This window comes from Collimonas sp. NPDC087041, assembly GCF_044745265.1.
Taxonomy (GTDB): Bacteria; Pseudomonadota; Gammaproteobacteria; order Burkholderiales; family Burkholderiaceae_D; genus Collimonas.
This window is the reverse complement of the sequence record NZ_JBIUZX010000010.1, coordinates 201,842-228,066: the sequence shown is the minus strand read 5'-3', so window position 1 is coordinate 228,066 and position 26,225 is coordinate 201,842. Positions and strand designations below refer to the sequence as shown.

Genomic DNA, 26,225 nt, shown 5'->3' with positions numbered 1-26,225 from the left:
TGATAGTGCTGCAACCAGTGTGAAAGTAGGTCATCGTCAGGCTTTTATTAGAAAACCCTCTGTGCTTAACCGCACAGAGGGTTTTTGCTTTGCGCAGAAAATTTAATCTTTCTGTTCACTTCGCTCAATTTCAGCATTCTCGCAAGAAAACTACTGTGTTTTTAACCAGTTGTCCTGTATGATTCATTGATTCACATTAAGGCCATACCGCGATGATAGGTCGTCTTTCAGGCATTCTGCTCGAGAAAAATCCTCCCCAACTGCTGATCGACTGCAATGGCGTCGGTTACGAAGTCGGGGTACCGATGAGTACTTTCTATAACCTGCCGGGACTTGGCGAAAAAGTCGCCTTGCTGACACATCTGGCGATACGCGAAGATGCGCACGTGTTGTATGGTTTTGGCAGCGCGGAAGAGCGAAATGTCTTCAAGCAGCTGATCAAGATCAGCGGTGTTGGTGCCCGTACTGCACTTTCTATCCTGTCCGGCATGTCGGTGCAGGATCTGGCCCAAGCTGTCACTTTGCAGGAAGCCGGACGGCTGACCAAAGTGCCTGGCATTGGCAAGAAAACAGCTGAACGCCTGTTGCTGGAGCTGAAAGGCAAGCTGGGCGCAGATTTGGGGCCGGTCGGTAGCCCGCACGGCAGCGATGCCAGCGGCGATATTTTGAACGCCCTGATCGCGCTTGGTTATTCCGACAAGGAAGCGATGCTTGCACTCAAGCAGTTACCGCCGGATGCGACCGTATCGGAAGGTATCAAATTGGCATTGAAAGTACTCTCCAAGCTGTAGGAAAGCGACACAAAGCAGGAAGATGTGTTTTTTATTGGTGTAGTGAATTTTTTTCTATATTTAATCGCCGCACACTGGCTACAATCCGATAATGAGTATCCAAACCGACGATTTCACCGAACAACGCATCATTGCTGCAACACCGGCTTCGCCGAACGAAGAGGCAATCGAGCGGGCGTTACGGCCGAAGCAGTTGGACGAGTACGTCGGGCAGGAAAAGATACGCGATCAGCTGCAGATTTTCATCACTGCGGCAAGGCAACGGCGCGAGGCGCTGGATCACACCCTGCTGTTCGGGCCGCCGGGCTTGGGCAAGACAACGCTGGCGCATATTATTGCGCGTGAAATGGGTGTCAATCTGCGCCAGACTTCGGGGCCGGTGCTTGAGCGTGCCGGCGATTTGGCGGCACTGCTGACCAACCTCGAGGCAAACGACGTTCTGTTCATTGATGAAATTCACCGTTTGTCGCCGGTTGTAGAGGAAATCCTGTATCCGGCATTGGAAGATTATCAGATCGACATCATGATTGGCGAAGGACCTGCAGCCAGGTCGGTGCGTCTCGATTTGCAGCCATTTACACTGGTCGGCGCCACCACGCGTGCCGGCATGTTGACTAATCCGTTACGCGATCGCTTCGGTATTGTGGCCCGGCTTGAGTTCTATACTCCCCCGCAACTGAGCAAGATCGTCACCCGCAGCGCCTCATTGCTGGGTGCGCCGATTGTCGATGATGGCGCATTCGAGATTGCCAAGCGTAGTCGCGGTACGCCGCGTATCGCCAATCGCTTGTTGCGGCGCGTGCGCGATTATGCGGAAGTCAAAGGCAACGGCGAAATCACCAAGGCGATGGCCGATGCCGCGCTGGTGATGCTGGATGTCGATCCGGTTGGCTTTGACGTCATGGACAGGAAGTTGCTGGAAGCGGTGCTGTTCAAATTCGGCGGTGGGCCGGTCGGGTTGGATAACCTTGCGGCAGCGATTGGCGAAGAACGCGACACCATCGAGGATGTATTGGAGCCGTATCTGATTCAGCAGGGATATTTGCAACGCACGCCGCGTGGTCGTATTGCTACGCCGGCCGCTTATAGTCATTTTGGCGTTGCGGCGCCGCGCACCGGGCCGAACGGCGAGTTGTGGGGGCAAAATTAATTCGCAGCCGGTGGCCGATGAGGCGCCGCGCCAGCTTGCAGAAATGCAGATCTGGGTGGATGCCGATGCTTGTCCCAACGTTATCAAAGAGATTCTGTACCGGGTTGCCGATCGGTTGCAGATACAGCTGATCCTGGTTGCCAATAAATTGTTGCGGGTGCCACCATCGCGATTCGTCAGGGCAGTGCAAGTACCATCCGGTTTTGATGTTGCAGACCGTGAGATTGTGCGCTTGCTGCAAGCCGGCGACCTGGTGATTACCGGCGATATTCCGCTGGCGGCGGATGTGTTGGAAAAAGGTGGCCATGCGTTGAATCCGCGTGGCGAGTTTTACACCAAGGACAATATCCAACAGCAATTGACGATGCGCAATTTCATGGACGAGTTGCGTTCCAGTGGAGTCGAAACAGGCGGTCCGGCCGCATTCAGCCAGGGCGATCGCCATTTGTTTGCATCACAGCTTGACCGTTTTTTACAAAAACATCGCAGTCGGTGAATTTTTTCCAATACGCCACTATCTATATGTGATGGCAGGTATGACGGCTCTTTTTATTCGGATGTCGAAAAGATAATAATTCGATGCTTGTATAAAAATTAAACGTCACAGACAATACGATAGTGTTCACTAATAGTGTGCAAATCAACCATGCTCATGTCCACCAAAGCTAACCGTTATGCCCATCAGCTTCTCGATGCGCGGGCGTGCGCCAAACTGATGCCTCTGTTGTCGAACGCGGATGTACTTTCGCCGACGGATGGCTACGATATTGGCAAGCGCATCCTTGATGCCAGTATCGGCCAGGGAGCAACCCCGGTCGGTCGCAAGCTGGGATTCAGTAATCGCACCATATGGAAAAAATATGGCGTGACCAAAGCCATCGATGAGCCTTTTTGGGCCCACGTATTTGATACCACGGTGCGCTATGCCGAAGATAACCGCGGGATTCAAAGCCTGGAAGGCGCGCTGCAACCGCGCATTGAACCGGAAGTGGTGTTCAGTCTTGGCACGACGCCATCGCCGGATGCCGGTATCGAGGAGTTGGCCGATTGCATCGAATGGATGGCGCACGCATTTGAAATTGCAGTTTGCCCATTTCCTGATTGGAAATTCGATGCGGTTGATGCGATTGCCGCGTTTGGCTTGCACGGCACGCTGATCATTGGCGAACCGCATGTACTGTCGTCTGCGACCCGGCGCAACCTGGCCAGCATGTTGGCCAACGCCAGCGTTTCACTGTCGTGCTGCACAGAAGATTCAGTGACATTGTGTGGCGCCGGTTTTGGCAGCGATGTGCTGGATAGTCCGGTGCACGCGCTATGGCATTTACATCAGCAGCTCAATGCACAATCACAGTTCGCACCGTTGCAAGCCGGTGAGATCATTACCACCGGCACCTGGACCGATGCTTATCCGGTGCAAGCTGGGCAAACCTGGGTGACCGCATTCTCGGGGATTGCACTGCCGGGCCTGACCGTTTCTTTTGTCTGAGCCAGGCCGACAACGCTGTTGTTGCTGTCCGCTGTTACTGCCGCCGTATATGAAAAATGCCGTTCAAGCTTTCAGCTGAACGGCATTTTTTATTTATGACTGATTACTTGTAAAACGACAGCGCTGCGCTACTGAATCACTCCTCGCGCAGCCAGGTTTGCGTGCGGCCGAGCAGCGGTACGCCAATGTAGCCGCGCACATTCAATTTCTTGCCGCCGTCGGTCAACGACATCTTGCTCTTGTAGACCTTGCCGTTGTCCGGATCCAGAATCTGACCGCCGTTGTATTCGTCACCGTCATGCTTCATTCCAGTGATGATGGTCATGCCGATGATGGGCTGGTCTTTCAGCGCACCTTCGCATTTGACGCATTTCGGATTCTGGTCTTCGCTTGGGTCGCGCAACAGCTTTTCAATTTTGCCGCGCAGCTCGCCGTTGGATTCGCTGATGCGGATCAGCGCTTTTGGCTTGCCGCTGTGATCGTCGATATTTTTCCAGAGACCCACCGGTGAGTTGATGTCCTGGGCGAAGGCGCCAAATGCCAGCAGCGCGCTACTGGCGATGGCGGTCATCAACAACCGCGTTGAAAGTTTGTGCATGCTTTGTCTCCTGTATTCGTTGCGCCGGCCGCGTTGCTGCAGCCGGACGCCACTATGTATTAGTAAGGAATCAAGATACTTTTAACTTTGCAAACTGTTCGCGTAACTTCTCCAGCGTACCTGAAAAATTGGCAAGACGCTCTTGCTCTTGCGCCACCACCTGCGCCGGCGCCCGAGCGACAAAGCTTTCATTACCCAACTTGGCCTGAGCTTTGACGATTTCACCCTCAATGCGGGTAATTTCCTTGCCGAGCCGTTCGCGTTCAGCTGCTACATCAATTTCTACTTTGAGCAGCAGCTTAGCATCACCGACTATCGAGACCGGCGCCGGGGATTCGGGTAGAGTCTCTACTACTTGCACTTCTGCCAACTTGGCCAGGGCTTGCAAGTATGGAGCGAAAGACTGCAAGGTCGCTTGCTGTTCTGCCGAGCCGGCGATAATCAGCGGTACGCGCAACGCTGGCGACAATTGCATTTCGCCGCGCAGGTTGCGACATGCATCCGTCAGCGATTTCAATTGCGTCATCCAGGCTTCGGCGCTTTCGTCGATCTTTTCCAGATTCGCTTCCGGATACGACTGGCGCATGATGGAATCGCCAGCTGGATCCAGTGTCTTGCCGGTCAGCGGCGCGACGCTCTGCCACAAGGCTTCGGTGACGAATGGAATGATCGGATGCGCCAGGCGCAACACCACTTCCAACACGCGCAACAAGGTGCGACGGGTAGCGCGCTGCTGCGCTTCATTGCCTTGCTGGATCTGCACCTTGGCGACTTCCAGGTACCAGTCGCAGTATTCATCCCAGACGAACTTGTAGATGGCCGAGGCGATATTGTCGAAGCGGTAGTCGGCAAAACCCTTGGCGACATCGGCTTCGGTACGCTGCAGCAGCGACACGATCCAGCGGTCGGCGTGCGAGAACTGCAGCTTTTCCTTGTCGCAGACGCCAGGCGTATGGCCCTCGAAACCGCAGTCCTTGCCTTCGGTATTCATCAGCACGAAACGGGTGGCGTTCCACAGCTTGTTGCAGAAATTGCGATAGCCGTCGCAGCGGCCGAGGTCGAAGTTGATGTTGCGGCCGAGCGTTGCCAGCGAGGCGAAGGTAAAGCGCAGTGCATCGGTGCCGAAGGCCGGGATGCCGTCTGCGAATTCCTTGCGGGTCGCCTTGGCAATGCTGTCAGCCTGCTTTGGATTCATCAGGCCGACGGTACGCTTGGCAACCAGATCATCAAGGCTGATGCCGTCGATCAGGTCGATCGGATCGAGCGTATTGCCCTTCGACTTCGACATTTTCTGGCCGTTACCGTCACGCACCAGGCCGTGTACATACACGGTCTTGAACGGCACCTTGCCGGTGAAGTGGGTGGTCATGATGACCATCCGCGCGACCCAGAAGAAGATGATGTCGAAACCGGTGACCAGCACCGATGACGGCAAGAACATCTTGTAGTCAGGCGTTTCTTCTGGCCAGCCGAGGGTCGAGAACGGCACCAGCGCCGACGAGAACCAGGTGTCGAGCACGTCGTCGTCGCGGCGCAGCGCGCCGGTATAGCCGGCTGCCGCAGCTTGCGCCTTGGCGTCCGCTTCATTGCGGGCGACATAGATCTTGCCGTCGTCGGCATACCAGGCCGGAATCTGATGGCCCCACCACAGTTGGCGGGAAATGCACCAGTCCTGGATATTATTGAGCCACTGGTTGTAGGTGTTATTCCAGTTTTCCGGAATCATCTGGATTTCGCCGTTGGCGACTTTTTCCAGCGCTACTTCGGTAATCGATTTGCCCGGGAAATGCGTGCCTTCCGGCGCCGGCTTGCTCATCGCCACGAACCATTGGTCGGTCAGCATCGGTTCGATGACGACGCCGGTGCGGTCGCCGCGCGGCACCATCAGCTTGTGCGGCTTGACGGATTCGAGCAGGCCTGCGGCGTCCAGATCGGCAACGATCTGTTTGCGCGCGACGAAACGGTCGAGGCCTTGATATTTGGCCGGGCCGTTTTCGTTGATCTTGGCGTCCAGCGTCAGTATGGTGATTTGCGCCAGCTTGTGCCGTTGTCCCACCGCATAGTCGTTGAAGTCATGCGCCGGCGTGATCTTCACGCAGCCCGTGCCGAATTCCTTGTCGACATAGCTGTCGGCGATGATCGGGATTTCGCGATCGGTCAGCGGCAGCTTCAGCATCTTGCCAACCAGGTGGATGTAACGCTCGTCAGTCGGATCAACTGCCACCGCGACGTCGCCCAGCAGGGTTTCCGGACGGGTAGTCGCTACCGTCAAATGGCCGCTGCCATCGGCGAACGGATAACGGATGTGCCACATCGAACCGTCTTCTTCTTCCGACAGCACTTCCAGTTCCGAGATAGCGGTGCCCAGCACCGGATCCCAGTTGACCAGCCGTTTGCCGCGATAGATCAAGCCTTGTTCGAACAGGCGCACAAATACTTCCACCACGGTGCCGGACAATTTGTCGTCCATCGTGAAATATTCACGGCTCCAGTCGGTGGAGGCGCCCATACGGCGCATCTGACCAGTGATGGTCGAACCGGATTTTTCTTTCCACTCCCAGACTTTTTCGACGAATTTCTCGCGGCCGAGGTCATGGCGCGAGACTTTCTGCGCATCGAGTTGTCGTTCGACCACGATCTGGGTCGCGATGCCGGCGTGATCGGTGCCAGGAATCCATGCCGTGTTGAAACCGCGCATGCGATGGTAACGCGTCAGGCCATCCATGATGGTCTGATTGAAGGCATGCCCCATGTGTAGCGTGCCGGTCACGTTGGGCGGCGGCAACTGAATGCTGAAGGACGGTTTGTCGGCGTCGGTGGTGGCGGTGTAATACCCGCGCTTTTCCCACTCGCTACGCCAGAATTGTTCAATCTCGGCAGGGTCGAAAGACTTGGCTAATTCCATGATTATTGGTGTTTTTTCCTAAAACGATGATTATAAAGTACGCAGCCGATTGGCTCCTAACATTGCGGGCCGGGACGCAGTTTTTTTGACGTAATGACAAGCGTGCCGACGAATTTGTTGCCGATGCGGCCTTCTATACTTGACCTGAGATAAGGAAGCCCGCATTTTTGATATACCGCGGGCGGATTGCGGGTGTAGAATTCTCTCCGCTGTCTTGGTATTGAATCCAAGGCGGCAAAACGCTAGGGGTCCTGATTGCTGAAATGCAATGCAATCGGGTGAGAAATACCCTCGAACCTGATCTGGGTAATGCCAGCGAAGGGAAGCTGTCGAGATTGTTGTCGGCCGATTCACCACGCATCATAGTGATCCCGCGCCGCTAGACTCGAAAACTCCTTTGCTGGCTCCAAGCCATGAATGACAAGCAAAGGAGCCAAAATTGAACGCCAACCCAAAATTCTTATCTGCCACAGCTACGGTGGATGAAGCCGCAATCCATCCTTTACCGAATTCCCGCAAGATCTATATCACTGGCTCGCGTCCTGATATCCGCGTACCGATGCGCCAAATCAGCCAGTCCGATACGCCGGCTTCGTTCGGCGCCGAAAAGAATCCACCGATCTATGTCTACGACACATCCGGTCCGTACAGCGATCCGGACGTCAAGATCGATATCCGCTCCGGTCTTGCAACACCACGCCTGCCGTGGATCATGGAACGCGACGATACTGAAGAACTGTCTGGTCCAAGTTCGGAGTACGGCATCGAACGCCTGAACGATCCGAAGCTGGCGGAACTGCGCTTCAACCTGCACCGCAAGCCGCGCCGCGCCAAGGCCGGCAAGAATGTCTCGCAAATGCATTATGCGCGTCAGGGCATCATCACGCCGGAAATGGAATTCGTGGCGATCCGCGAAAACATGCGCCGCAAGGAATACCTGGAAGAACTGAAAGCCTCCGGCCCGATGGGCAACAAACTGGCCGACCTGATGGGCCGCCAGCATCCGGGTCAATCGTTCGGTGCTTCGCTGCCGGCTGAAATCACGCCGGAATTCGTGCGCGATGAAATCGCCCGCGGCCGCGCCATCATTCCCGCCAACATCAATCACCCGGAAATCGAACCGATGATCATCGGCCGCAATTTCCTGGTCAAGATCAATGCCAACATCGGCAATTCGGCGGTGACCTCGTCGATCGGCGAAGAAGTCGAAAAAATGACCTGGGCGATCCGTTGGGGCGGCGACAACGTGATGGACCTGTCGACCGGCAAGCACATTCACGAAACACGCGAATGGATCATCCGCAATTCGCCGGTGCCTATCGGTACCGTGCCGATTTATCAGGCGCTGGAAAAGGTCAATGGCAAAGCCGAAGACCTGACCTGGGAAATTTTCCGCGACACGCTGATCGAGCAAGCCGAGCAGGGCGTCGACTATTTCACCATCCACGCCGGCGTACGCCTGCAATACGTGCCGATGACCGCCAAGCGCCTGACCGGCATCGTCAGCCGCGGCGGTTCCATCATGGCCAAGTGGTGCCTGGCGCATCATCGCGAATCCTTCCTGTATGACCATTTCGAAGAGATTTGCGAAATCATGAAAGCCTATGACGTCAGCTTCAGCCTCGGCGACGGCTTGCGTCCTGGCTCGATCTACGATGCCAACGACGAAGCGCAACTCGGTGAACTGAAGACCCTGGGCGAACTGACCCAGATCGCCTGGAAGCACGACGTGCAGGTGATGATCGAAGGTCCTGGCCACGTGCCGATGCACCTGATCAAGGAAAACATGGACCTCCAATTGGAACAGTGCCACGAAGCGCCGTTCTACACACTGGGACCATTGACCACCGACATCGCACCAGGCTACGACCACATCACCTCCGGCATCGGCGCCGCCACCATCGGCTGGTACGGCACGGCGATGTTGTGCTACGTCACGCCGAAGGAACATCTCGGTTTGCCGAACAAGGTCGATGTCAAGGACGGCATCATCACCTACAAGATCGCTGCCCACGCAGCCGACCTGGCCAAGGGCCATCCGGGCGCGCAGATCCGCGACAACGCGTTGTCAAAAGCACGCTTCGAATTCCGCTGGGAAGACCAGTTCAATATCGGCCTCGATCCGGACAAGGCGCGTGAATTCCATGACGAAACCTTGCCCAAGGATTCGGCCAAGGTGGCGCATTTCTGCTCGATGTGCGGTCCGCATTTCTGTTCCATGAAGATCACGCAGGAAGTCCGCGAATATGCCGCCGCACAGGGCATTTCGGACATCGCTGCGCTGAAGCAGGGCATGGAAGTGAAAGCCATCGAGTTCGTCAAGAACGGTGCGGAAATCTACAGCAAGCAGTGAGGTCGATGATGGAAATCGTACTCAACGGCGCGCCGCATCCGTTGCCTGACGGTGAGAACCTGGAGCAGCTGATTGTCGCCCTGGAATTGGCCGGCAAAGCGGTGGCAGTGGCTGTCAACCGGCAGGTCGTGCCGGCCAAGCTGTGGCCGCAGCGCGTCTTGCAGCCGCAAGACAAAGTTGACGTGGTGCGCGCCATAGGCGGCGGCTGACATCGTAGGGTGGGCACGAGTGCCCACGCGGATGCCAACGATGCGCCAACGCGTGGGCATTCCATGCCCACCCTACGGAAATTTTTTTGAGGATTTGTCATGGATATCAATTCTTCCCTGGAGACAGGACAAGCAGACACCGGCCTGACCATTGCCGGCAAGACCTATAGCTCGCGGCTACTGGTCGGCAGCGGCAAATATCGCGACCTGGAACAAACGCGCGCCGCTACCGAAGCCAGCGGCGCGGAAATCATTACGGTGGCGATCCGGCGCGTCAATATCGGGCAGGACCCGAAGGCGCCTAATCTGCTGGATGTGGTGCCGCCGACGCGCTACACGATACTGCCGAATACCGCCGGCTGTTATACCGCGGCCGACGCGGTGTACACGCTGCAACTCGGGCGCGAACTGCTGAATGGCCATAAGCTGGCCAAGCTGGAAGTGCTGGGCGACGAACGCACATTGTTCCCGAACATGCCGGAAACCCTGAAGGCGGCGGAAGCGCTGGTCAAGGATGGTTTCGATGTGATGGTGTATTGCAGCGACGATCCGATCCAGGCACGCATCCTGGAAGAGATCGGTTGCGTCGCGGTGATGCCGCTGGCGTCGTTGATCGGTTCCGGCATGGGCATCTTGAACCCGTGGAACCTGTCGCTGATTATCGAACAGGCCAAGGTGCCGGTGCTGGTCGATGCCGGTGTCGGTACGGCGTCCGATGCGGCGATCGCGATGGAGCTGGGATGCGATGGCGTACTGATGAATACGGCGATTGCCGGCGCCCAGGATCCGATCCGCATGGCGCGGGCGATGCGGCTGGCGATTGAAGCCGGACGCGAAGCATTTCTCGCCGGGCGGATTCCGAAGCGCTTTGCGGCGTCGCCATCGTCACCGATGGCTGGACGAGTCAAGTGAGTGCAGTAGCAACACCGCCGAGCGTATTGGTATTTTCCGGCTCGGACCCGAGCGGCGGCGCCGGCATGCAAGCCGATATCACCGCGATCGCTGCGTTCGGCGCGCACCCGTTGTCAGTGGTGACGGTGCTGACGGTGCAGGACAACGAACGGGTGTTCGGCGTTTATCCGGTGGCGGCAGAATTGGTGCGGCAACAGGCGCAAGTGCTGGTTGATCGTATCGATATCGCCGCGGTCAAGCTAGGTATTGTCGGCAATCGCGCCAATGCCGAAGTGATTGCTGCGATCATCCGCGACTTGCGCACGCGGCGGCCGGATTTGCCGGTGGTGTTCGATCCGGTGCTGGCGAACGGCCATGGCGATAATCTGGCAAGTGAAGATCCGATTGCTGCGATTGCACCGCTGTTTGAACTGGCGACAGTCATCACGCCGAACCGGATCGAGGCGAATCGCCTGTGTGGCGCAGAAGCCAGTCCGGAGCAGCAGGCGGCCTTGCTGCTGGAGCGTGGTTGCCGGCATGTACTGCTGAAGGGCGGACACGGACCGGAACAGCATGAAGTGTTGAATCGCTGGTTCAGCGCCAACGGGCAACGCAATTGGAGCTGGCCGCGCTTGCCGGGAGAGTTTCACGGGAGCGGCTGTACGCTTGCTGCAGCCCTGTCGGCGCTGCTGGCGCGCGGATTCAACATGGAGCAGGCGATTGATGCGGCGCAAACCTATTGCCAGCAAACGTTGGCCGCATCCTATGCAATAGCTCCGGGCCAGCGGATTCCCAGCCGGACGCTGCCGTTTCTTGCATCCCCTATTTCACATCTCACATTGCAAGGATAGAGCCATGAAGGGTCTATACATCGTTACGCCCGATTGGGATGACACCGACAAACTGTTGCATGTCACCGAGCAGGCATTGCAAGGCGGCGCGGCATTGCTGCAATATCGGCACAAGACCGCCGATGCAGCGCAGCGGCGCCAGCAAGCTGGTGCTTTGCTGGCATTGTGCCGTCGTTATCAGCGGCCATTCATCATCAATGACTTTGTTGAATTGTGCATGGAACTGGATGCGGACGGGATTCATGTTGGCGGTACCGATGCCAGCGTGGCCGAGGTGCGCGCTTTGGTCGGCCCGGACAAGATTGTCGGCGCTTCCTGCTATGGCGATCTGGAACTGGCGCATGTCGCACATCGGGCCGGCGCCAGTTATGTCGCTTTCGGGGGATTCTATCCGTCGCGCGTCAAAAAATATCCGGTCACCACTGCACCCGATATCGTCACGCGCGCCAAGGCTGAAATCGCGTTGCCGAATGTGGTGATCGGCGGCATGACGCAGGAGAATGCGGTGCCGCTGATCGCTGCTGGTGCAGATATGGTGGCCGCGATCAGCAGTGTTTATCTTGCGGACGACTCAACTGCTGCGGCACGCGAGTTCACTGCCTTGTTTGAAAAACGCTAGTCGGCGGTTCAGCTTTCCAGCAAGCTGCGCAACATCCACGCATTCTTTTCATGCAGCTGCATGCGTTGCGTCAGCAGATCGGCGGTCGGTTCATCGGCGGCGGCGTCGACCACCGGGAAGATTGAACGCGCGGTGCGCGTCACTGCTTCCTGGCCGGTCACCAACTGCTGGATCATCTCGGTCGCGTTAGGCACGCCTTCTTCTTCCGAAATGGAAGTCAGTTTCGAAAACGCTTTGTAGGTGGCCGGCGCTGGATAGCCGAGTGCGCGAATGCGTTCGGCGATCAGGTCAACCGCCAGCCACAGCTCGTTGTACTGGGTTTCGAACATCAGGTGCAGCGTGTTGAACATCGGCCCGGTGACGTTCCAGTGGAAGTTGTGGGTCTTGAGATAGAGGGTGTAGGTATCGGCCAGCAGTTTGCTGAGTCCGTCGGCGATTTTCTTGCGATCCTTGTCGCTGATGCCGATATCGATTGCCGCGACGATTTTCTTTGCCATTGTGCTGCTCCTTCTAACAATGATGTATGAATGAGAGACTTGCACCCCGATTTTATGTCAATTCGCAATCGGCAAGGAAATCGGCCGGAAAATGCGGCGCGTCTAACATCGCGCCGCAAGCCGTCTAGCCGGCGGTTACAGGGCTCGTTGCCGCCTGTGAGCGGCGATACATGTTGACCGTCAGCGCCACAGCCGCCAGCGATGCGATCGCGGCAAACAGGAATACTTCGGGATAGCCGAATTCGCTGACGATCAAGCCTGCCAGCGGACCGGTAACGCCCAGCGCCAGGTCCAGAAACACTGAATACGCGCCCAGCGCACTGCCGCGATTGTTGGCCGGCACCAGGTTCACTGCCTCCACGCCCAGCGCCGGGAAGATCAAGGCGAAACCGAAGCCGGTGAGCGCCGCGCCGACCAGCGCCATCGGCGGTGAGCTGGCTTGCCACAGCAGCAGCAGGCCGAGCGCCTCCACCGAAAAACAGACGATCGATACGCGGAATCCGCCGAATTGCGAGATGGTGCGGGCAAACAGCAGTCGCGCGCCGACGAAGAAGGTGCCGAACAGCGTCAGCGAAAAAGCTGCGTTCGGCCATTGATGGCTGGCGTAGAACAGGGTGATGAAGGTGGCAATCGAACCGAAGCCGATTGATCCCAGCGCCAGGCCCATACCGTGCGGGAATACCCGGCGCAGTACGTTGCCGAATGGCATATGCTCGCCGCGCACCACCGCGGTCGGGGCTTTCATGCGCGCCAGGAAGAAACCGCCGACCGACAGCACGGCGACAGTGGCGCCAACGGCAGCCAGGCCCCAGGCGTGCTCGATCACCACGCCGAGCGGGGCGCCTATGGCCAGCGCGCCGTAAGTGGCGATGCCGTTCCAGGAAATCATGCGTGCCGTATGCTGGGCGCCGACCTGGCCGATGCCCCAGGTGATGGCGCCGGTGCCGACCATGCTTTCACCGCAGCCGAGCACCAATCGCCCGATCAGCAGGATGGCCAGGCTCAATGCCGGAATATGGGTGAAGAACGCCGCCACCAGCAGGAATACGCCGCTGATGCTGCAGCCGACCAGGCCGCGCAGAACCGCAGTCTTGGGCCCGACCGAGTCCGCCATGCGGCCGGCCAGCGGACGGCTCAGCAGGGTGGCCAGGTATTGCATGCTGATCGCCAGCCCCGCCAATACCGAGCTGTAGCCCAGATCTGTGTGGACATAGCCGGGCAGCACGGCCAGCGGAATACCAATTGCCAGATAGCAAATAAATGTGAAAAATGCAGTGGAGACGATCTGAAACGTAACGGCGGCCTCTGACCGCGGCTGGCTGGCGCGGTCGAGACGAACTTCTTCGGGCATGATATTAGACGGCTTGGTTGATTTTTTGGAAGGCGTCCAGAGTGGACAATGATGCAATGCAGTATTTTACTCTTCCAGTCACGATGCTGCTGGCGAGCACAATTGTTGGTATTTTCCTGTCTGGATAAGTATGGGGAACTAGGCATCAGGCATCACCCGTGCAGCTTATAATGGCGGGATGCAAAATCTTCTTCATAACCTCAATCAAGAGCAGCTGGCGGCAGTAACCTTGCCAGCGCAATCCGCACTGATCCTGGCGGGCGCCGGCTCCGGCAAAACCCGGGTCCTGACTACGCGCATTGCCTGGCTGATCCAGACCGGCCAGGTGTCGCCCGCCGGCGTGCTGGCGGTGACATTTACCAACAAGGCTTCCAAGGAAATGATGACGCGTTTGTCGGCGATGCTGCCGATTAACACGCGCGGCATGTGGATCGGCACTTTCCACGGTTTGTGCAATCGCTTGCTGCGCGCGCATTATCGCGATGCCGGATTGCCGCAGACCTTTCAGATCCTCGATTCGCAGGATCAACTGTCGGCCATCAAGCGCTTGTTGAAGGCAATGAATGTCGACGATGAAAAATATCCGCCGCGGAATCTGATGTATTTCATCAACGGCGCCAAGGATCAGGGGCTGCGTGCCAACGATGTCGAGGCCAATGACGATTACAACCGCAAGTTCGTCGAGCTGTACGATCTGTACGACCAGCAATGCCAGCGCGAAGGCGTGGTCGATTTCGCCGAATTGCTGTTGCGTACATATGAACTGCTGAGCCGCAACCAGCCGTTGCGCGAGCATTATCAGTCGCGCTTCCAGCACATCCTGGTCGACGAGTTCCAGGATACCAATGACCTGCAATACAAGTGGCTGAAGCTGATGGCCGGGCAGCGCGGCGCGGTGTTCGCAGTGGGCGATGATGACCAGAGCATCTACGCCTTCCGCGGAGCCAACGTCGGCAACATGAGCGCTTTCGAGCGCGAGTTCCGGGTCGAGAACCTGATCAAGCTGGAGCAGAACTACCGCTCGCACGGTCACATCCTCGACAGCGCCAACACGCTGATCGCCAACAACAGCAAGCGCCTCGGCAAGAACCTGCGCACCGATGCCGGACATGGCGAACCGGTGCGCATCTACGAAGCCACCAGCGATTTGCAGGAGGCGCAGTGGATCGTCGAAGAAACCAAGAGCCTGATCAACGACGGCGCCAGCCGCAGCGAAATCGCCGTGCTGTACCGCTCGAATGCGCAGTCGCGCGTGATCGAACATGCTTTGGTGGCGTCCGGCATTCCATACCGGGTGTACGGCGGCCAGCGCTATTTCGAACGTGCTGAAGTCAAGCACGCGATTGCGTATCTGCAGTTGATGGATAATCCGCACAATGATTCAGCCTTCCTGCGCGTGGTGAATTTCCCGGCGCGCGGCATCGGTGCGCGCTCACTGGAACAGTTGCAGGATGCGGCAAAACAATACGGCATTTCCCTGTACGCGGCGGTGCCGTATGTGGCCGGCAAGGCCGGTGCCACGCTCGGCTCTTTCCTCAAGCTGATCGAAGGCGGACGCTTCGAAACCCAGCATCTGCCTTTACCGGAAATGGTGCAGGTGGTGCTCGATCTGAGCGGCCTGTTGAAGCATTACCAGACTGAAAAAGAAGGCGCCGACCGCATCGAGAATCTGGAGCAGCTGGTGAATGCTGCGACCCTGTTTGTCTCGGAAGAGGGATTCGGCATCGATGCGCCAGCCTTGCTTGGCCCGAAGGCGCAAGCGGTGTCGGGCGCAGCCATCACGACCGCCGACGGCATCGAGATTTTCGATGCTGATGCGCCGTTGTCCGCGGTCATGTCGCCATTGTCGGCTTTCCTTTCGCATGCTTCGCTGGAGGCCGGCAACAACCAGGCCCAGGCCGGTGAGGAAGCCTTGCAATTGATGACGGTGCACTCGGCCAAGGGGCTGGAATTCGACGCGGTGTTCATCACCGGGCTGGAAGAGGGTTTGTTCCCGCACGAGAATTCGCAGAAAGAAGATGCCGGCGTGGAAGAGGAGCGGCGCCTGATGTATGTCGCCATCACTCGCGCCAAGAAGCGCTTGTACATGAGCTTTTCACAGACTCGCATGCTGCACGGCCAGACCCGCTACAACATGCGCTCGCGTTTCTTCGACGAGTTGCCGGAAGATGCATTGAAATGGCTATCGCCGAAGGTGCAGCAGCATAGCTGGTTTGCCAATCCGAAATCGGCGTGGGATGAGGCGCCGGAAAAGGCTGCGAATTCGATTTCCAAGAATTTTGGGCGGCGCGATATCGGCTGGCGCATCGGCGAAAACGTCGCGCACCAGAAATTCGGTGAAGGTGTGATCGTCAATATCGAAGGCAGCGGCGGCAATGCACGCGCTCATATCAACTTCGGCAGGCATGGGATGAAGCTGCTGGATTTGAGTGTGGCGAAGCTGGAGAAGGTGGCGTAGGGTTGGCGCCTGTGCCCGCGTCTGAGTGGCGTGGGGCCTTGCAGCAACGCGTGGGCAGAAAAATCCTGCCCACCCTACGTCCGGTTATTTATTCTTGGGGTTCGGTTGCCGGCGGCAACGGCAAATCTTCTTCGGGCCTGCCGAAAATGTGAGTGTAGGTCGGATAGAAAGAGCAGTACATCACCACCGTCAAGGCAATCGACAGCGGCAGCAGGACCATCATGGTGACCGCCGCATTGCCGATCAGCAGTGCAATCAGCACGCTGATGATTGCCGGCAGCATGACGCCGATGGCAGCCCACGCCAGGCCATACACGGTGAATGCTTTCATTTCACGCCATACCGCAAAGAAGCTGTAGAAAACCGCCTTCGAGACGCTCATTTTTTTCCACATGATGAGCGGCGCGGCGTACCAGAAGGCCATGGCGGCCGGCGTGTACACCAAGGCGGAAAACAGCATCCCCAGCGACATGCTGGAATCCTGTATTTCTTTTGCATCGAGCGAAGTCTGGCCGGTCAAGGTTTTCCAGAACATGCCGTCGTCGACCAATGCAGACGCAGCAATCGCGACGACGCCGGCGATCAGGTACAGCACGCCAAGGATCAGCAGATTCTTGATCGCCGGCGAACGGAAGCCGACCAGAAGCAGATTCGGGAAGACGCGTTTCCCTTGCTCGATATGCACGCACGCTTCCATGAAGGACATCGCAAATACCGGGATCAGGACCAGCGGCATGATCTGGCCCAGCACCGGGATGAAATTGAGCAGCAGCATCAGGAACATATATCCCAGGAACAGCGTGGATATTTCAGCGGGTTGTTTGCGGAAAAGCGCAAAGCCCTCTTTGATCCAGATCCATCCGGTTTTTGCAGGCAGTTTTTCCATCGTTTCCATCAACAATCAGTACAGGGCAGGAGCAGGGTGCGCCACGCGCTGCTGCAAAATTCGTTCAAAGTGGCTTGGGTCGTGCGGCGTCAACATTTCCGCAGCACGAGGCAAGTAAAAGTCGTACAGTCGCGACAGCCAGAAGCGCAACGCCCCGGCTCGCAGCATCGGCTGCCACGCCGTCTGTTCGGCGGCGCTGAACGGCCGCACCGCATGATAGGCGTCGAGCATGGCGCGCACCCTGGCGTTGTCCAGAACGCCGCTGTCGAGGTCGATGCACCAGTCGTTGACAGTCACCGCCAGGTCAAACAGCCAGGTATCGCAACCGGCGAAGTAGAAATCGAAGAATCCGGTCAGCCGGTCGCCGTCGAACATGACATTGTTGCGGAACAGATCGGCGTGGACCGGCCCGTTCGGCAGTTGACGATAGGTATCCGAGGCGGCGAAAGCTTCCTGGAACGCCATTTCATCATGCAGCAATTGCTGTCCTTCTGCTGGCAGGTACGGCAATACAACCGGCGCCGTTTCGCGCCACCATGGCAGACCGCGCAAATTAGGCTGGCGGATCGGGAAATCCTGTGCCGCCAGATGCATTTTTGCCAGCATCGCGCCCACCTCTGCGCAATGTACCGCCGCCGGCGCCAGTTGGCAATCGCCGGCCAGCTTGGTGACGATTGCAGCCGGTTTGCCGTGCAGAGGGTTGATGATCTGCCCTTGGCTGTTGGCGATCGGCTCCGGCACCAGCACGTCCCGTTGCGCCAGGTGGCGCATCAATTCCAGGTAGAACGGCAGTTGCTCGAAAGTGAGCTTTTCAAACACTGTCAGCACGTACTCGCCGCGCTCGGTATTGATGAAAAAATTGCTGTTCTCGATACCGGAGGAAATCCCTCTGATTGCCAGCGCCTTGCCTAACGAGAAGGGGGGAATCCACTGCGAGAGATCGTCCAGTGTGACGGGAGTAAATACTGCCATGGGAAAAATCGGGGAAAGAACTACGTTAAGACTATGTCGGAATAAATATGCGGCAAATGCGCGGCTAATCTGTGTTGATTCCGCGCATTAGCCGCATGGCTGCTTGCTGGCCGTTGCAGTTGCTAGTTCTGGGACGCCGGTATGGTAGGCGGTGGCAATCCCGGATCGCCGTTGGTTTGCGCCGCTTCGCCTTCCTTGCGTGGCTTCTGGCCCAGATCGAATTCCTTGATCTGCCATTGCGCGCCGCGTACCGGTCCGTCATTTGGGCCCAGGGTGCCGGCTTGCGATTGCGGTTTCACAGAATAGGTGCTGCCGCCGCTGTTGACCTTGACTTCGGTAACTCGGCCTTGCTCACGCTTTTCGGTGATGTCGGCAGGGCCTTCGCCCGGCTTGCGGATCGTCACGGCCGGCGCTTCGCCTTCGTCGAGCTTCTGCAGTTCGGGCGGCGGCGGGGCGACGGTCTGCGGTGGTTGCTGAGCGTTCACCAACACCGGTGTTGCAATCGAGGCAATGCAAACTGCCAATAGTTGCCAGACTTTGGATTTATTCATGTGAATTTGGGCTGCCTTGGTTAAAACAAGATGTGGAAGCGAGTCTCCATTGTAACAAACCGCCGACCTGGATAGGCGATAAGGCGGCCTTGGTCCACCGATTCCGGTAAATTCAGCCGCCTGCGCCCATCTTTATATAAAGCCATTAACTGTTGTGCAAATGGCAGTTATTTCATGCCGAAATGTTACAGCAGCACGCCGGTATGGCGATCGGACTCGGCCATGACGGTTTCGCCGGATTCATAGAATTTCACCACTGCATCGAGAATCTCGGCCGGATCGTCAAGCACCTGGATCAGATCCATGTCCTTGGCGGCAATCATGCCGTCGCCAACCAGCTGCGTACGGAACCAGTCCAGCAGGCCGCTCCAGAAGCTGCTGCCGACCAGGATGATCGGGATATGGCGGCATTTGCCGGTCTGGATCAGGGTCAGCACCTCGGTCAATTCGTCCATCGTGCCGAAACCGCCAGGCAAGACGATGTAGGCATCGGCGTAGCGCACGAATGCAACCTTGCGGGCGAAGAAATGGCGGAAGCTGAGAGAAATGTCCTGCCATTTATTTCCGCTTTGTTCATGCGGCAATTCGATGTTCAGGCCGACCGATGGCGATTTGCCTTCGAAGGCGCCTTTGTTGGCGGCTTCCATCAGGCCTGGGCCACCGCCCGAAATCACGGCAAATCCTTCGTCCGAAAAACGGCGCGCGATATCCATGCACAGCGGATAATATGGGTTGTCAGCCTTGATGCGCGCCGAGCCGAAGATCGATACTGCGGGATGCAACTCGGAAAGGCGTTCGGTCGACTCGATAAATTCTGCCATAATCGTGAACATATGCCACGATTCGCGCGCCTTCTTTGAAGTGGCGCGTTCGATGTCCGTCACTTGCCGCAAACGCGGCACATTTTTTCCGTTCAATTCCATATGCAAAAAACCCTGCTGTTAGTTGATGGTTCCAGTTATCTTTACCGGGCCTTTCATGCGCTGCCCGATATGCGCAATGCCGCCAATGAACCGACCGGCGCACTATACGGCATCATCAATATGTTGCGCCGTTTACGCATTGATTACCCCGCAGCTTACCTTGCCTGTGTGTTCGATGCAAAAGGTAAAACTTTTCGCGACGACATGTACGCCGACTACAAGGCCACTCGGGCATCGATGCCGGAAGACCTGGTTAAACAGATTACGCCAATTCACGCCGCCGTGCGCGCGATGGGCTGGCCGATCCTGATGGTCGAAGGCGTGGAGGCCGATGACGTGATCGGCACACTGACCGTGCAGGCGGTTGCGCACGGCATGGATGCGGTGGTCTCGACCGGCGACAAGGATCTGGCGCAACTGGTCAACGACCATGTGACACTGATCAACACCATGAACAATGAGAAGCTCGACCGCGCTGGCGTGATCGCCAAGTTTGGCGTGCCGCCGGAACGCATCGTCGATTACCTGACATTGATCGGCGATACCGTCGACAATATTCCGGGTGTCGCCAAGGTCGGTCCGAAGACCGCGGTCAAATGGTTGGCGCAATACGACACTGTCGATGCGGTCATCGCGAACGCAGCGAACATCGGCGGCGCGGTAGGCGAGAACCTGCGCCAGGTGCTCGATTGGCTGCCGAAGGCCAAGGAACTGGTGACGGTAAAAACCGATTGCGACCTGAGCGCACACATGGTGTCGATCCCGGAATCGCTGAAGGCGCCGGAGCAAGACAAGGACACCCTGATCGACTTGTTTACCCGTTACAACTTCAAGACCTGGCTGCGTGAATTGAGTGGGCCAGGAGATGCTGCCGTCGTTGCAGAAGGCGCCGCCAAAACTGCCGGCAACGATAGTGTGGGGAAGAGCGCACCGGGTAGCGCCGAGCCGGCCCAAAGCAGCCTGTTTTCCAAGGTTGAGCGGCACTACGAAACCGTGCTGACGGAAGCCCAGCTGGACCAATGGCTGAAACGTATCGACAGCGCTACCTTGACTGCGGTAGATACGGAAACTACGTCGCTTGAACCGATGACGGCGCAACTGGTCGGCATCTCGTTGTGCTGCGAAGTCGGCACAGCCGCCTACATTCCAGTGGCGCATCGTTACCAGGACGTGCCGACGCAATTGTCGCGCGAGTTCGTGCTGGAAAAAATGCGCGCCTGGCTGGAAGATGACAGCAAGCCGAAGGTTGGCCAGAACCTCAAGTACGACAGCCATATCTTCGCCAACCAGGGTGTGAACCTGCGTGGCATCGTGCATGACACGCTGCTCGAATCCTATGTGTTCGAATCGCATCGCAGCCACGATATGGACAGCCTGGCGCTGCGGCATCTGAACCATCAGACCATCACGTTCCAGGAAGTATGCGGCAAGGGCGCGTCGCAGATCGGGTTTGATGAAGTCGAGATCGGCCGCGCCACCGAATATGCGGCGGAGGATGCCGACATCACGCTGCAGCTGCATCTGGCGATGTGGCCGCATATCGTCGACGACGCCAAGCTGCGTTTCATCTACGAAAAAATCGAAGTGCCGACTTCGGTAGTGCTGCAGAAGATCGAGCGCAACGGCGTGCTGATCGATGCCAGCCGACTGGCGACGCAATCGAATGAACTGGGCAAGCGCATGCTGGAAATCGAACAGCAGGCTTATGACCTGGCAGGGCAACCGTTCAACCTGAGTTCGCCGAAGCAGTTGGGTGAAATCCTGTTTGAAAAACTCAAGCTGCCGGTGGTCAAGAAGACGCCGTCCGGATCGCCGTCGACCGATGAAGAAGTGCTGCAGAAACTGGCCGAGGATTATCCGTTGCCGAAGGTGTTGCTCGACTACCGCAGCCTGTCGAAACTGAAGTCGACCTATACCGACAAATTGCCGAAGATGGTCAATCAGAATACCGGCCGCGTGCACACAAATTATGCGCAGGCGGTGGCGGTAACCGGGCGGTTGGCATCGAACGATCCGAACCTGCAGAACATTCCAATTCGCACAGCCGAAGGACGGCGCATCCGCGAAGCATTCGTGGCGCCCGAGGGTAGCGTGATCGTGTCGGCCGACTATTCGCAGATCGAGTTGCGCATCATGGCGCACATCTCGGGCGATGAAAACATGCTGAGCGCGTTTGCCGAAGGCGTCGACATCCACCGCGCCACCGCTGCCGAAATCTTCGGCACGCCGGCGGCTGAAGTCACCAGTGAGCAACGTCGTTACGCCAAGGTCATCAACTTCGGTTTGATCTATGGCATGAGCGCATTCGGCCTGGCCGGCAATCTCGGCATCGAACGCGCGGCAGCGCAGATGTACATCGAAAAATATTTCATGCGTTTCGCCGGCGTCAAGCAATTCATGGACATGACCAGGGTGCAGGCCAAGTCGCAAGGCTATGTCGAGACCGTGTTCGGTCGCCGTCTGTGGCTGCCGGAAATCAATTCGCCGAACGGCCAGCGTCGCCAGGGCGCCGAACGCGCGGCGATCAATGCGCCGATGCAAGGCACCGCCGCCGACCTCATCAAATTGTCGATGATCGCCGTGCAAAACTGGATTGAAACAGACCGGTTAAAATCCAAGATGGTCATGCAGGTGCACGATGAACTGGTGCTGGAAGTGCCGCAGGACGAATTGGAACTGGTGCGGGTAAAACTGCCGCAGCTGATGGCTGGTGTGGCTGAATTGCGGGTGCCGCTGATTGCAGAAGTGGGAGTCGGGAAGAACTGGGACGAAGCGCATTGATGCTGACGCCGATGCGTAAATCGATCATTGATGGTCAATGTTGAAGGAGAGCTTGCATGCCGAATTTGAAAGAGGATTTCGATAGCCTGGTGGCGAAAACCAGTTTGTCTGGCGAGGTGGATCGCCGCACCTTCCTGAAGACGACGCTGGGTACCGGGTTTGCCGCTGCGGTAATGCCTGTCACCGCGCAAACCGTGATCAAGACCGATTCCGTCGGCCTCACCGCCGGGCCGCTCGAGATCCAGCAGAACGGTCTCAGTGTGCCGATCTACCGCTCGCAGCCTGAGGGGAAAACCAATCTGCCGGTGGTGCTGGTGATTTCCGAAATTTTCGGAGTGCACGAGCACATTGCCGATATCACCCGGCGTTTTGCCAAGCTGGGTTATCTGGCGATTGCCCCGGATCTGTTTGTTCGCCAGGGCAATCCGGCGGCTTTTGCATCGATTCCCGAGTTGTATAAAAACGTGATTTCAAAAGTGCCGGACGATCAGGTGATGGGGGATATCGATGCCTGCGTCGCCTGGGCCAAGGAAAATGGCGGCAACGTCGACAAGCTGACCATCACCGGCTTCTGCTGGGGTGGCCGCATTACGTGGCTGTATGCCAGCCATAATCCCAAGGTGAAGGTGGCTGCGGCATGGTACGGCGGCCTGGTGGGTGAGCGCAACGAGCTGACGCCGAAACAGCCGGTCGATATCGCGCCTACCTTGAAAGTGCCGGTGCTTGGATTGTATGGCGGCAAGGACCAGGGCATTACCCAGGAGCATGTGGCGCAGATGAAAGAAGCGCTGGCCAAGGGCAACAGCAAGTCGGAATTTGTTGTCTACCCGAATTCCGGTCATGCATTTAATGCCGATTACCGGCCCAGCTACGTTGAAGCGGATGCCAAGGATGGGTGGAAGCGGGTCTTGGCTTGGTTCAAGGCGCATGGCGTGAGTTGACGCGATGGCGGCGACTTCGTGCTTTCTTGATCTTTAAATGTCGTTTTGTCATCTGGTAACTCGTAGGGTGCGGGCAAAAAAACTTGCCCATCCTACGGGATGACATGGCTGTTGGGCTCCGTTCCAAAAAAGTAAAATTTGCCCAATTGCAGCGGTTGTGCTTTAATTTGCAACATTGTTGCATCTAACATCTGTTGCTGGGGCCAAAAATTAATTCCACACTCGTTTCAATTCTCCTGGCGACCACTATCGCCGGCCTCTTCAGTATCACCGCTGCCGCCATATTTTCGTTCGCTCTGCTGTCCAAGATGGTCGAGCGCATGGTCAGTTTGTCAGTCGGCATCATGCTGGCGACTTCTTTGCTGCACGCGCTGCCTGAGGCGTTCGAATCGAATGCCGACAGCCACACGCTGTTCTCAGTGCTGCTGGGCGGTTTGCTGGCGTTCTTCGTGCTGGAAAAATTTGCCATCCTGCGCCACTCGCATCATCACGAAGAAGATGGGCATGGGCATCACCATGGACATGACAAGAAAGAAGCGGGCAAGGCCGGCTGGATGATCCTGGTCGGCGATGGCTTGCATAATTTCACCGACGGTATCCTGATCGCTGCAGCCTTCCTGGCCGATCCGCATCTGGGTTTGATCACCGGCCTGGCGATCATCGTGCATGAAATCCCGCAGGAAATCGGCGACTTCATCGTGCTGCTGAATGCCGGCTTCTCCCGTACGCGTGCCTATGTGTATAACCTGATCTGCAGCCTGATGGCGGTGGCCGGCGGCTTGCTGGGTTATTTTACGCTGGAGCGCGGCATGGAATGGATTCCCTACGTGCTGGTGTTTGCCTCATCGGGGTTCATCTACATCGCTGTGAGCGACCTGATGCCACAAATGCAGCGCCGCGCCACGTTGCGCGAAACCATTCCGCAGATACTGCTGATCGGCGCCGGGGTAGCGATTGTGCTGTTCCTGACTCGTCACGCGCATCATCATTAAATTTCGGCGTTAGCCGAAACACCAAACCTAGGAGTAGGGTGGGCAGGGTGTTCTGCCCACGCGGAACTCCCGGTTCGCATGCAATGCGTGGGCAAAAAAACTTGCCCACCCTACCTATTGCAATGATGTTCAGGCGCCCCTGGCCATCGGCCGGGTGGCGTCGGAACACCATTCGCTCCATGAACCCGGATAGAGCGCTGCACCGTGCAGGCCGGCGATTTCCAGCGCCAGCAAGTTATGGCAAGCGGTCACGCCGGAGCCGCATTGCATGACTGCCGCTTGCGGTTCGCTGATCAGCGCGCCGAATTCCTCATGCAATTGATGCCCCGACTTGAAACGGCCGTCGGCTTGCAGGTTGTCCTTGAAGAAGCGGTTCTTGGCGCCGGGAATATGGCCGCCGACCGGGTCGATGGTTTCATTTTCACCGCGAAAGCGATCCGGCGCGCGGGCGTCGATCACGGTCCTTCTTGGGCTGGTCAGGTTGACCAGCACGTCATGGGCGTCGACGCTGCTGGTCAGCGGCGCCTTGGCGCTGATGTTGCCGGGTGTTGGCGTCGGCTCGGCCGTGGTCAGGGTTTGCCCCTCCGCCTGCCAGGCAGCAAGGCCGCCGTCCAGCACGGCGACCGAGTCGTGACCGATCCAGCGCAGCAACCACCACAGGCGTGCGGCATACATGCCGCCCTGGGCATCGTAGGCTACGACTTGCGTGTCGTCGCTGATGCCCCAGCCGCGCAGTGTTGCAATCAGCGCGTCTTTTTCAGGCAACGGATGGCGGCCTTTGAAGCTGCCGTCGGCGGCTTGCTTGGCGCCGGACAGGTCGCGATCGAGGTTGGCGAAACGGGCCCCGGCAATGTGGCCGGCGGCATACGCCGCCTGACCCGCGCCCGGGTCCATCAAATCATGGCGGCAATCGACGATGACCCAATTCGGGTTGTGCGCGTTCGGCAACAGATTGGCTGCCGAAATCAGCGTCTTGTAGGGATGTGCTTGGGTCATGGCTTTCCTCTTGTCTGTAGGTTGATCAGGTGCTGCGGTAATGCACCGGAAATGCGATCAGACGGTCTCGTCGGCCAATGGCTTTTCCTGCCGCAGCGGCGTCTGTGGACGCGCCTGCCTTTGATTATAAAACGTTGCCAGCAAACCGCCGACAAGGATTACCGCCGTGCCCGTCCAGCCGCGCCAGCCGAGCTGATCTTGCCAAATGAGAATCCCCCAGACGCTGGAAAAGACGATGCCGGTGTATTGCAGGTTGGCTGTCAGTAGCGGATTGCCGAGCCGATACGCGCGCGTCATGGCCATCTGCGCCAGGGTGGCGGACAGGCTGAGGGTGACCAGCAACGCTACGCCTTGCACGTTGTGTGCATGCCAGAACGGTATGCTGCCGCCGGGCAGCAGCAGGCAGCAGGCCAGGCCGGCAATCGCGCTGGTTGTCGAAAAATAAAAAACCACCCGATATTCCGGTTCGCCCAGCTTTCCCAGGTGACGCACCTGCAGGTAGGCAACCGCCGAGATCAGACCGGATGCCAACGCAATCAGGCCACCCAGGGTCTGGTTCGGATCGAAGGATGGTTGCAGCAGCAACATCACGCCGATGAAACTGATCAGGATGGTAGCCGCCATGCCCCAATCGAAGCGGGTGTTGCCGCGCCACCAGGCGGCGCCGAACAATATTGCCGCCAGCCAGATCGAGGAAGTGTAGTTGAGGGTGGTGGCGGTGGCGACCGGCAGCAGGCTGAACGAATAGAACCACAACGACAGCGCAATCACGCCGATCACCCCGCGCCATACATGCTGGCGCGGCATCGGCGTCTTCAGTGTGCCGCCTTTGACCAGGATCAGGGCGATGATGAACAGCATGCCGATCAGGCCGCGGCTGAGGACGATTTCCCAAATGGAGTAATGATCGGAGGCGAGTTTGACGCAGACGCCCATGATAGAAAACATGAGGCTGGCGAGGAGCATCCAGAGGGATTGCATGAAATGAGGGGCGAAGGCCGGTTAGCAGCGAATCCGTTAT

Annotated in this window: 23 protein-coding genes and 1 riboswitch; of the genes, 13 read left to right on the top strand and 10 right to left on the bottom strand. The window is 57.7% G+C overall.

All coding sequences use genetic code 11. The features are described 5' to 3' along the window. The first annotated feature begins 212 nt into the window (after positions 1 to 212). The 4 genes from ruvA to ACIPF8_RS18505 all read left to right on the top strand — a co-directional run bounded on the left by ruvA (position 213) and on the right by ACIPF8_RS18505 (position 3,430). A complete protein-coding gene (gene ruvA, locus ACIPF8_RS18520) occupies positions 213 to 791 on the top strand; it encodes a Holliday junction branch migration protein RuvA (protein ID WP_400423767.1) in 579 nt (192 codons plus the stop codon). A gap of 91 nt (positions 792 to 882) precedes the next feature. Beyond that, a complete protein-coding gene (gene ruvB / locus ACIPF8_RS18515) occupies positions 883 to 1,941 on the top strand; it encodes a Holliday junction branch migration DNA helicase RuvB (RefSeq protein ID WP_400423765.1) in 1,059 nt (352 codons plus the stop codon). A gap of 43 nt (positions 1,942 to 1,984) precedes the next feature. Then, positions 1,985 to 2,437 (top strand): YaiI/YqxD family protein, encoded by a 453-nt coding sequence (locus tag ACIPF8_RS18510; protein ID WP_400423763.1) that lies wholly within the window; start codon positions 1,985 to 1,987, stop codon positions 2,435 to 2,437. A gap of 150 nt (positions 2,438 to 2,587) precedes the next feature. Further along, the gene (locus ACIPF8_RS18505; protein WP_400423761.1) at positions 2,588 to 3,430 is read left to right on the top strand and encodes a 2-keto-4-pentenoate hydratase; all 843 of its coding nucleotides are present in this window, start codon (positions 2,588 to 2,590) and stop codon (positions 3,428 to 3,430) included. 136 nt (positions 3,431 to 3,566) lie between these two features. On the opposite strand, the gene ACIPF8_RS18500 is transcribed toward ACIPF8_RS18505, so the two are convergent. Continuing rightward, on the bottom strand, positions 3,567 to 4,001 hold the full coding sequence (locus ACIPF8_RS18500) for a DUF2147 domain-containing protein (RefSeq protein ID WP_400423789.1): 435 nt from the start codon (positions 3,999 to 4,001) through the stop codon (positions 3,567 to 3,569). Positions 4,002 to 4,098: 97 nt separating this feature from the next. Beyond that, positions 4,099 to 6,933: a valine--tRNA ligase gene (locus tag ACIPF8_RS18495; protein WP_400423760.1), complete on the bottom strand. Its 2,835-nt coding sequence runs from the start codon at positions 6,931 to 6,933 to the stop codon at positions 4,099 to 4,101. 234 nt (positions 6,934 to 7,167) lie between these two features. Continuing rightward, a riboswitch (TPP riboswitch) is annotated at positions 7,168 to 7,274 on the top strand. A gap of 98 nt (positions 7,275 to 7,372) precedes the next feature. Here ACIPF8_RS18495 and thiC point away from each other — a divergent pair. The 5 genes from thiC (at position 7,373) to thiE (ending at position 11,856) form a co-directional block, all read left to right on the top strand. Then, positions 7,373 to 9,286: a phosphomethylpyrimidine synthase ThiC gene (gene thiC / locus ACIPF8_RS18490; RefSeq protein ID WP_400423759.1), complete on the top strand. Its 1,914-nt coding sequence runs from the start codon at positions 7,373 to 7,375 to the stop codon at positions 9,284 to 9,286. Positions 9,287 to 9,294: 8 nt separating this feature from the next. Beyond that, positions 9,295 to 9,495 carry a sulfur carrier protein ThiS gene (gene thiS / locus ACIPF8_RS18485; protein ID WP_400423787.1) on the top strand — a complete coding sequence of 67 codons (201 nt, stop codon included), beginning with the start codon at positions 9,295 to 9,297 and terminating at the stop codon, positions 9,493 to 9,495. Positions 9,496 to 9,594: 99 nt separating this feature from the next. After that, positions 9,595 to 10,407 (top strand): thiazole synthase, encoded by an 813-nt coding sequence (locus ACIPF8_RS18480; RefSeq protein WP_400423757.1) that lies wholly within the window; start codon positions 9,595 to 9,597, stop codon positions 10,405 to 10,407. Further along, complete coding sequence (locus tag ACIPF8_RS18475; RefSeq protein WP_400423755.1) at positions 10,404 to 11,237, top strand: hydroxymethylpyrimidine/phosphomethylpyrimidine kinase; 834 nt, start codon at positions 10,404 to 10,406, stop codon at positions 11,235 to 11,237. Before ACIPF8_RS18480 ends, ACIPF8_RS18475 begins: the two co-directional genes overlap by 4 nt. Positions 11,238 to 11,241: 4 nt before the next feature. Then, complete coding sequence (gene thiE, locus ACIPF8_RS18470) at positions 11,242 to 11,856, top strand: thiamine phosphate synthase (RefSeq protein ID WP_400423753.1); 615 nt, start codon at positions 11,242 to 11,244, stop codon at positions 11,854 to 11,856. Positions 11,857 to 11,864: 8 nt separating this feature from the next. Here the strand turns inward: thiE and ACIPF8_RS18465 are convergent, their stop codons facing one another. Together ACIPF8_RS18465 and ACIPF8_RS18460 are read right to left on the bottom strand one after the other, a co-directional pair. Beyond that, entirely contained in the window at positions 11,865 to 12,353 is a 489-nt protein-coding gene (locus ACIPF8_RS18465; RefSeq protein ID WP_061532259.1) for a Dps family protein, read from the bottom strand. Between the two features lie 124 nt (positions 12,354 to 12,477). Continuing rightward, positions 12,478 to 13,704, bottom strand: coding sequence for an MFS transporter (locus ACIPF8_RS18460; RefSeq protein WP_400423751.1), 1,227 nt, complete (start codon positions 13,702 to 13,704; stop codon positions 12,478 to 12,480). Between the two features lie 178 nt (positions 13,705 to 13,882). On the opposite strand from ACIPF8_RS18460, the gene ACIPF8_RS18455 reads away from it, so the two are divergent. Then, on the top strand, positions 13,883 to 16,162 hold the full coding sequence (locus ACIPF8_RS18455) for a UvrD-helicase domain-containing protein (protein ID WP_400423750.1): 2,280 nt from the start codon (positions 13,883 to 13,885) through the stop codon (positions 16,160 to 16,162). 88 nt (positions 16,163 to 16,250) lie between these two features. Here ACIPF8_RS18455 and ACIPF8_RS18450 read toward each other — a convergent pair whose 3' ends face one another. The 4 genes from ACIPF8_RS18450 to ACIPF8_RS18435 form a co-directional block, all read right to left on the bottom strand. Then, positions 16,251 to 17,048, bottom strand: coding sequence for a BPSS1780 family membrane protein (locus ACIPF8_RS18450; RefSeq protein WP_400423749.1), 798 nt, complete (start codon positions 17,046 to 17,048; stop codon positions 16,251 to 16,253). A 15-nt stretch (positions 17,049 to 17,063) separates the two neighbouring features. After that, on the bottom strand, positions 17,064 to 18,020 hold the full coding sequence (locus ACIPF8_RS18445; RefSeq protein WP_400423747.1) for a homoserine kinase: 957 nt from the start codon (positions 18,018 to 18,020) through the stop codon (positions 17,064 to 17,066). 122 nt (positions 18,021 to 18,142) lie between these two features. Further along, a complete protein-coding gene (locus ACIPF8_RS18440; protein WP_400423745.1) occupies positions 18,143 to 18,571 on the bottom strand; it encodes a DUF2782 domain-containing protein in 429 nt (142 codons plus the stop codon). 185 nt (positions 18,572 to 18,756) lie between these two features. Next, a complete protein-coding gene (locus ACIPF8_RS18435) occupies positions 18,757 to 19,494 on the bottom strand; it encodes a TIGR00730 family Rossman fold protein (protein ID WP_400423743.1) in 738 nt (245 codons plus the stop codon). On the opposite strand from ACIPF8_RS18435, the gene polA reads away from it, so the two are divergent. The 3 genes from polA (at position 19,495) to ACIPF8_RS18420 (ending at position 24,208) form a co-directional block, all read left to right on the top strand. Further along, entirely contained in the window at positions 19,495 to 22,275 is a 2,781-nt protein-coding gene (polA, locus tag ACIPF8_RS18430) for a DNA polymerase I (RefSeq protein ID WP_400423741.1), read from the top strand. A 56-nt stretch (positions 22,276 to 22,331) separates the two neighbouring features. Then, the gene (locus ACIPF8_RS18425) at positions 22,332 to 23,216 is read left to right on the top strand and encodes a dienelactone hydrolase family protein (protein WP_400423739.1); all 885 of its coding nucleotides are present in this window, start codon (positions 22,332 to 22,334) and stop codon (positions 23,214 to 23,216) included. 197 nt (positions 23,217 to 23,413) lie between these two features. Beyond that, positions 23,414 to 24,208, top strand: coding sequence for a ZIP family metal transporter (locus ACIPF8_RS18420; RefSeq protein ID WP_400423785.1), 795 nt, complete (start codon positions 23,414 to 23,416; stop codon positions 24,206 to 24,208). A gap of 129 nt (positions 24,209 to 24,337) precedes the next feature. On the opposite strand, the gene ACIPF8_RS18415 is transcribed toward ACIPF8_RS18420, so the two are convergent. Both ACIPF8_RS18415 and ACIPF8_RS18410 read right to left on the bottom strand, forming a co-directional pair. Then, a complete protein-coding gene (locus tag ACIPF8_RS18415) occupies positions 24,338 to 25,204 on the bottom strand; it encodes a sulfurtransferase (RefSeq protein ID WP_400423737.1) in 867 nt (288 codons plus the stop codon). Between the two features lie 57 nt (positions 25,205 to 25,261). Beyond that, the gene (locus tag ACIPF8_RS18410) at positions 25,262 to 26,185 is read right to left on the bottom strand and encodes a DMT family transporter (protein ID WP_400423736.1); all 924 of its coding nucleotides are present in this window, start codon (positions 26,183 to 26,185) and stop codon (positions 25,262 to 25,264) included. Positions 26,186 to 26,225: the final 40 nt, after the last annotated feature.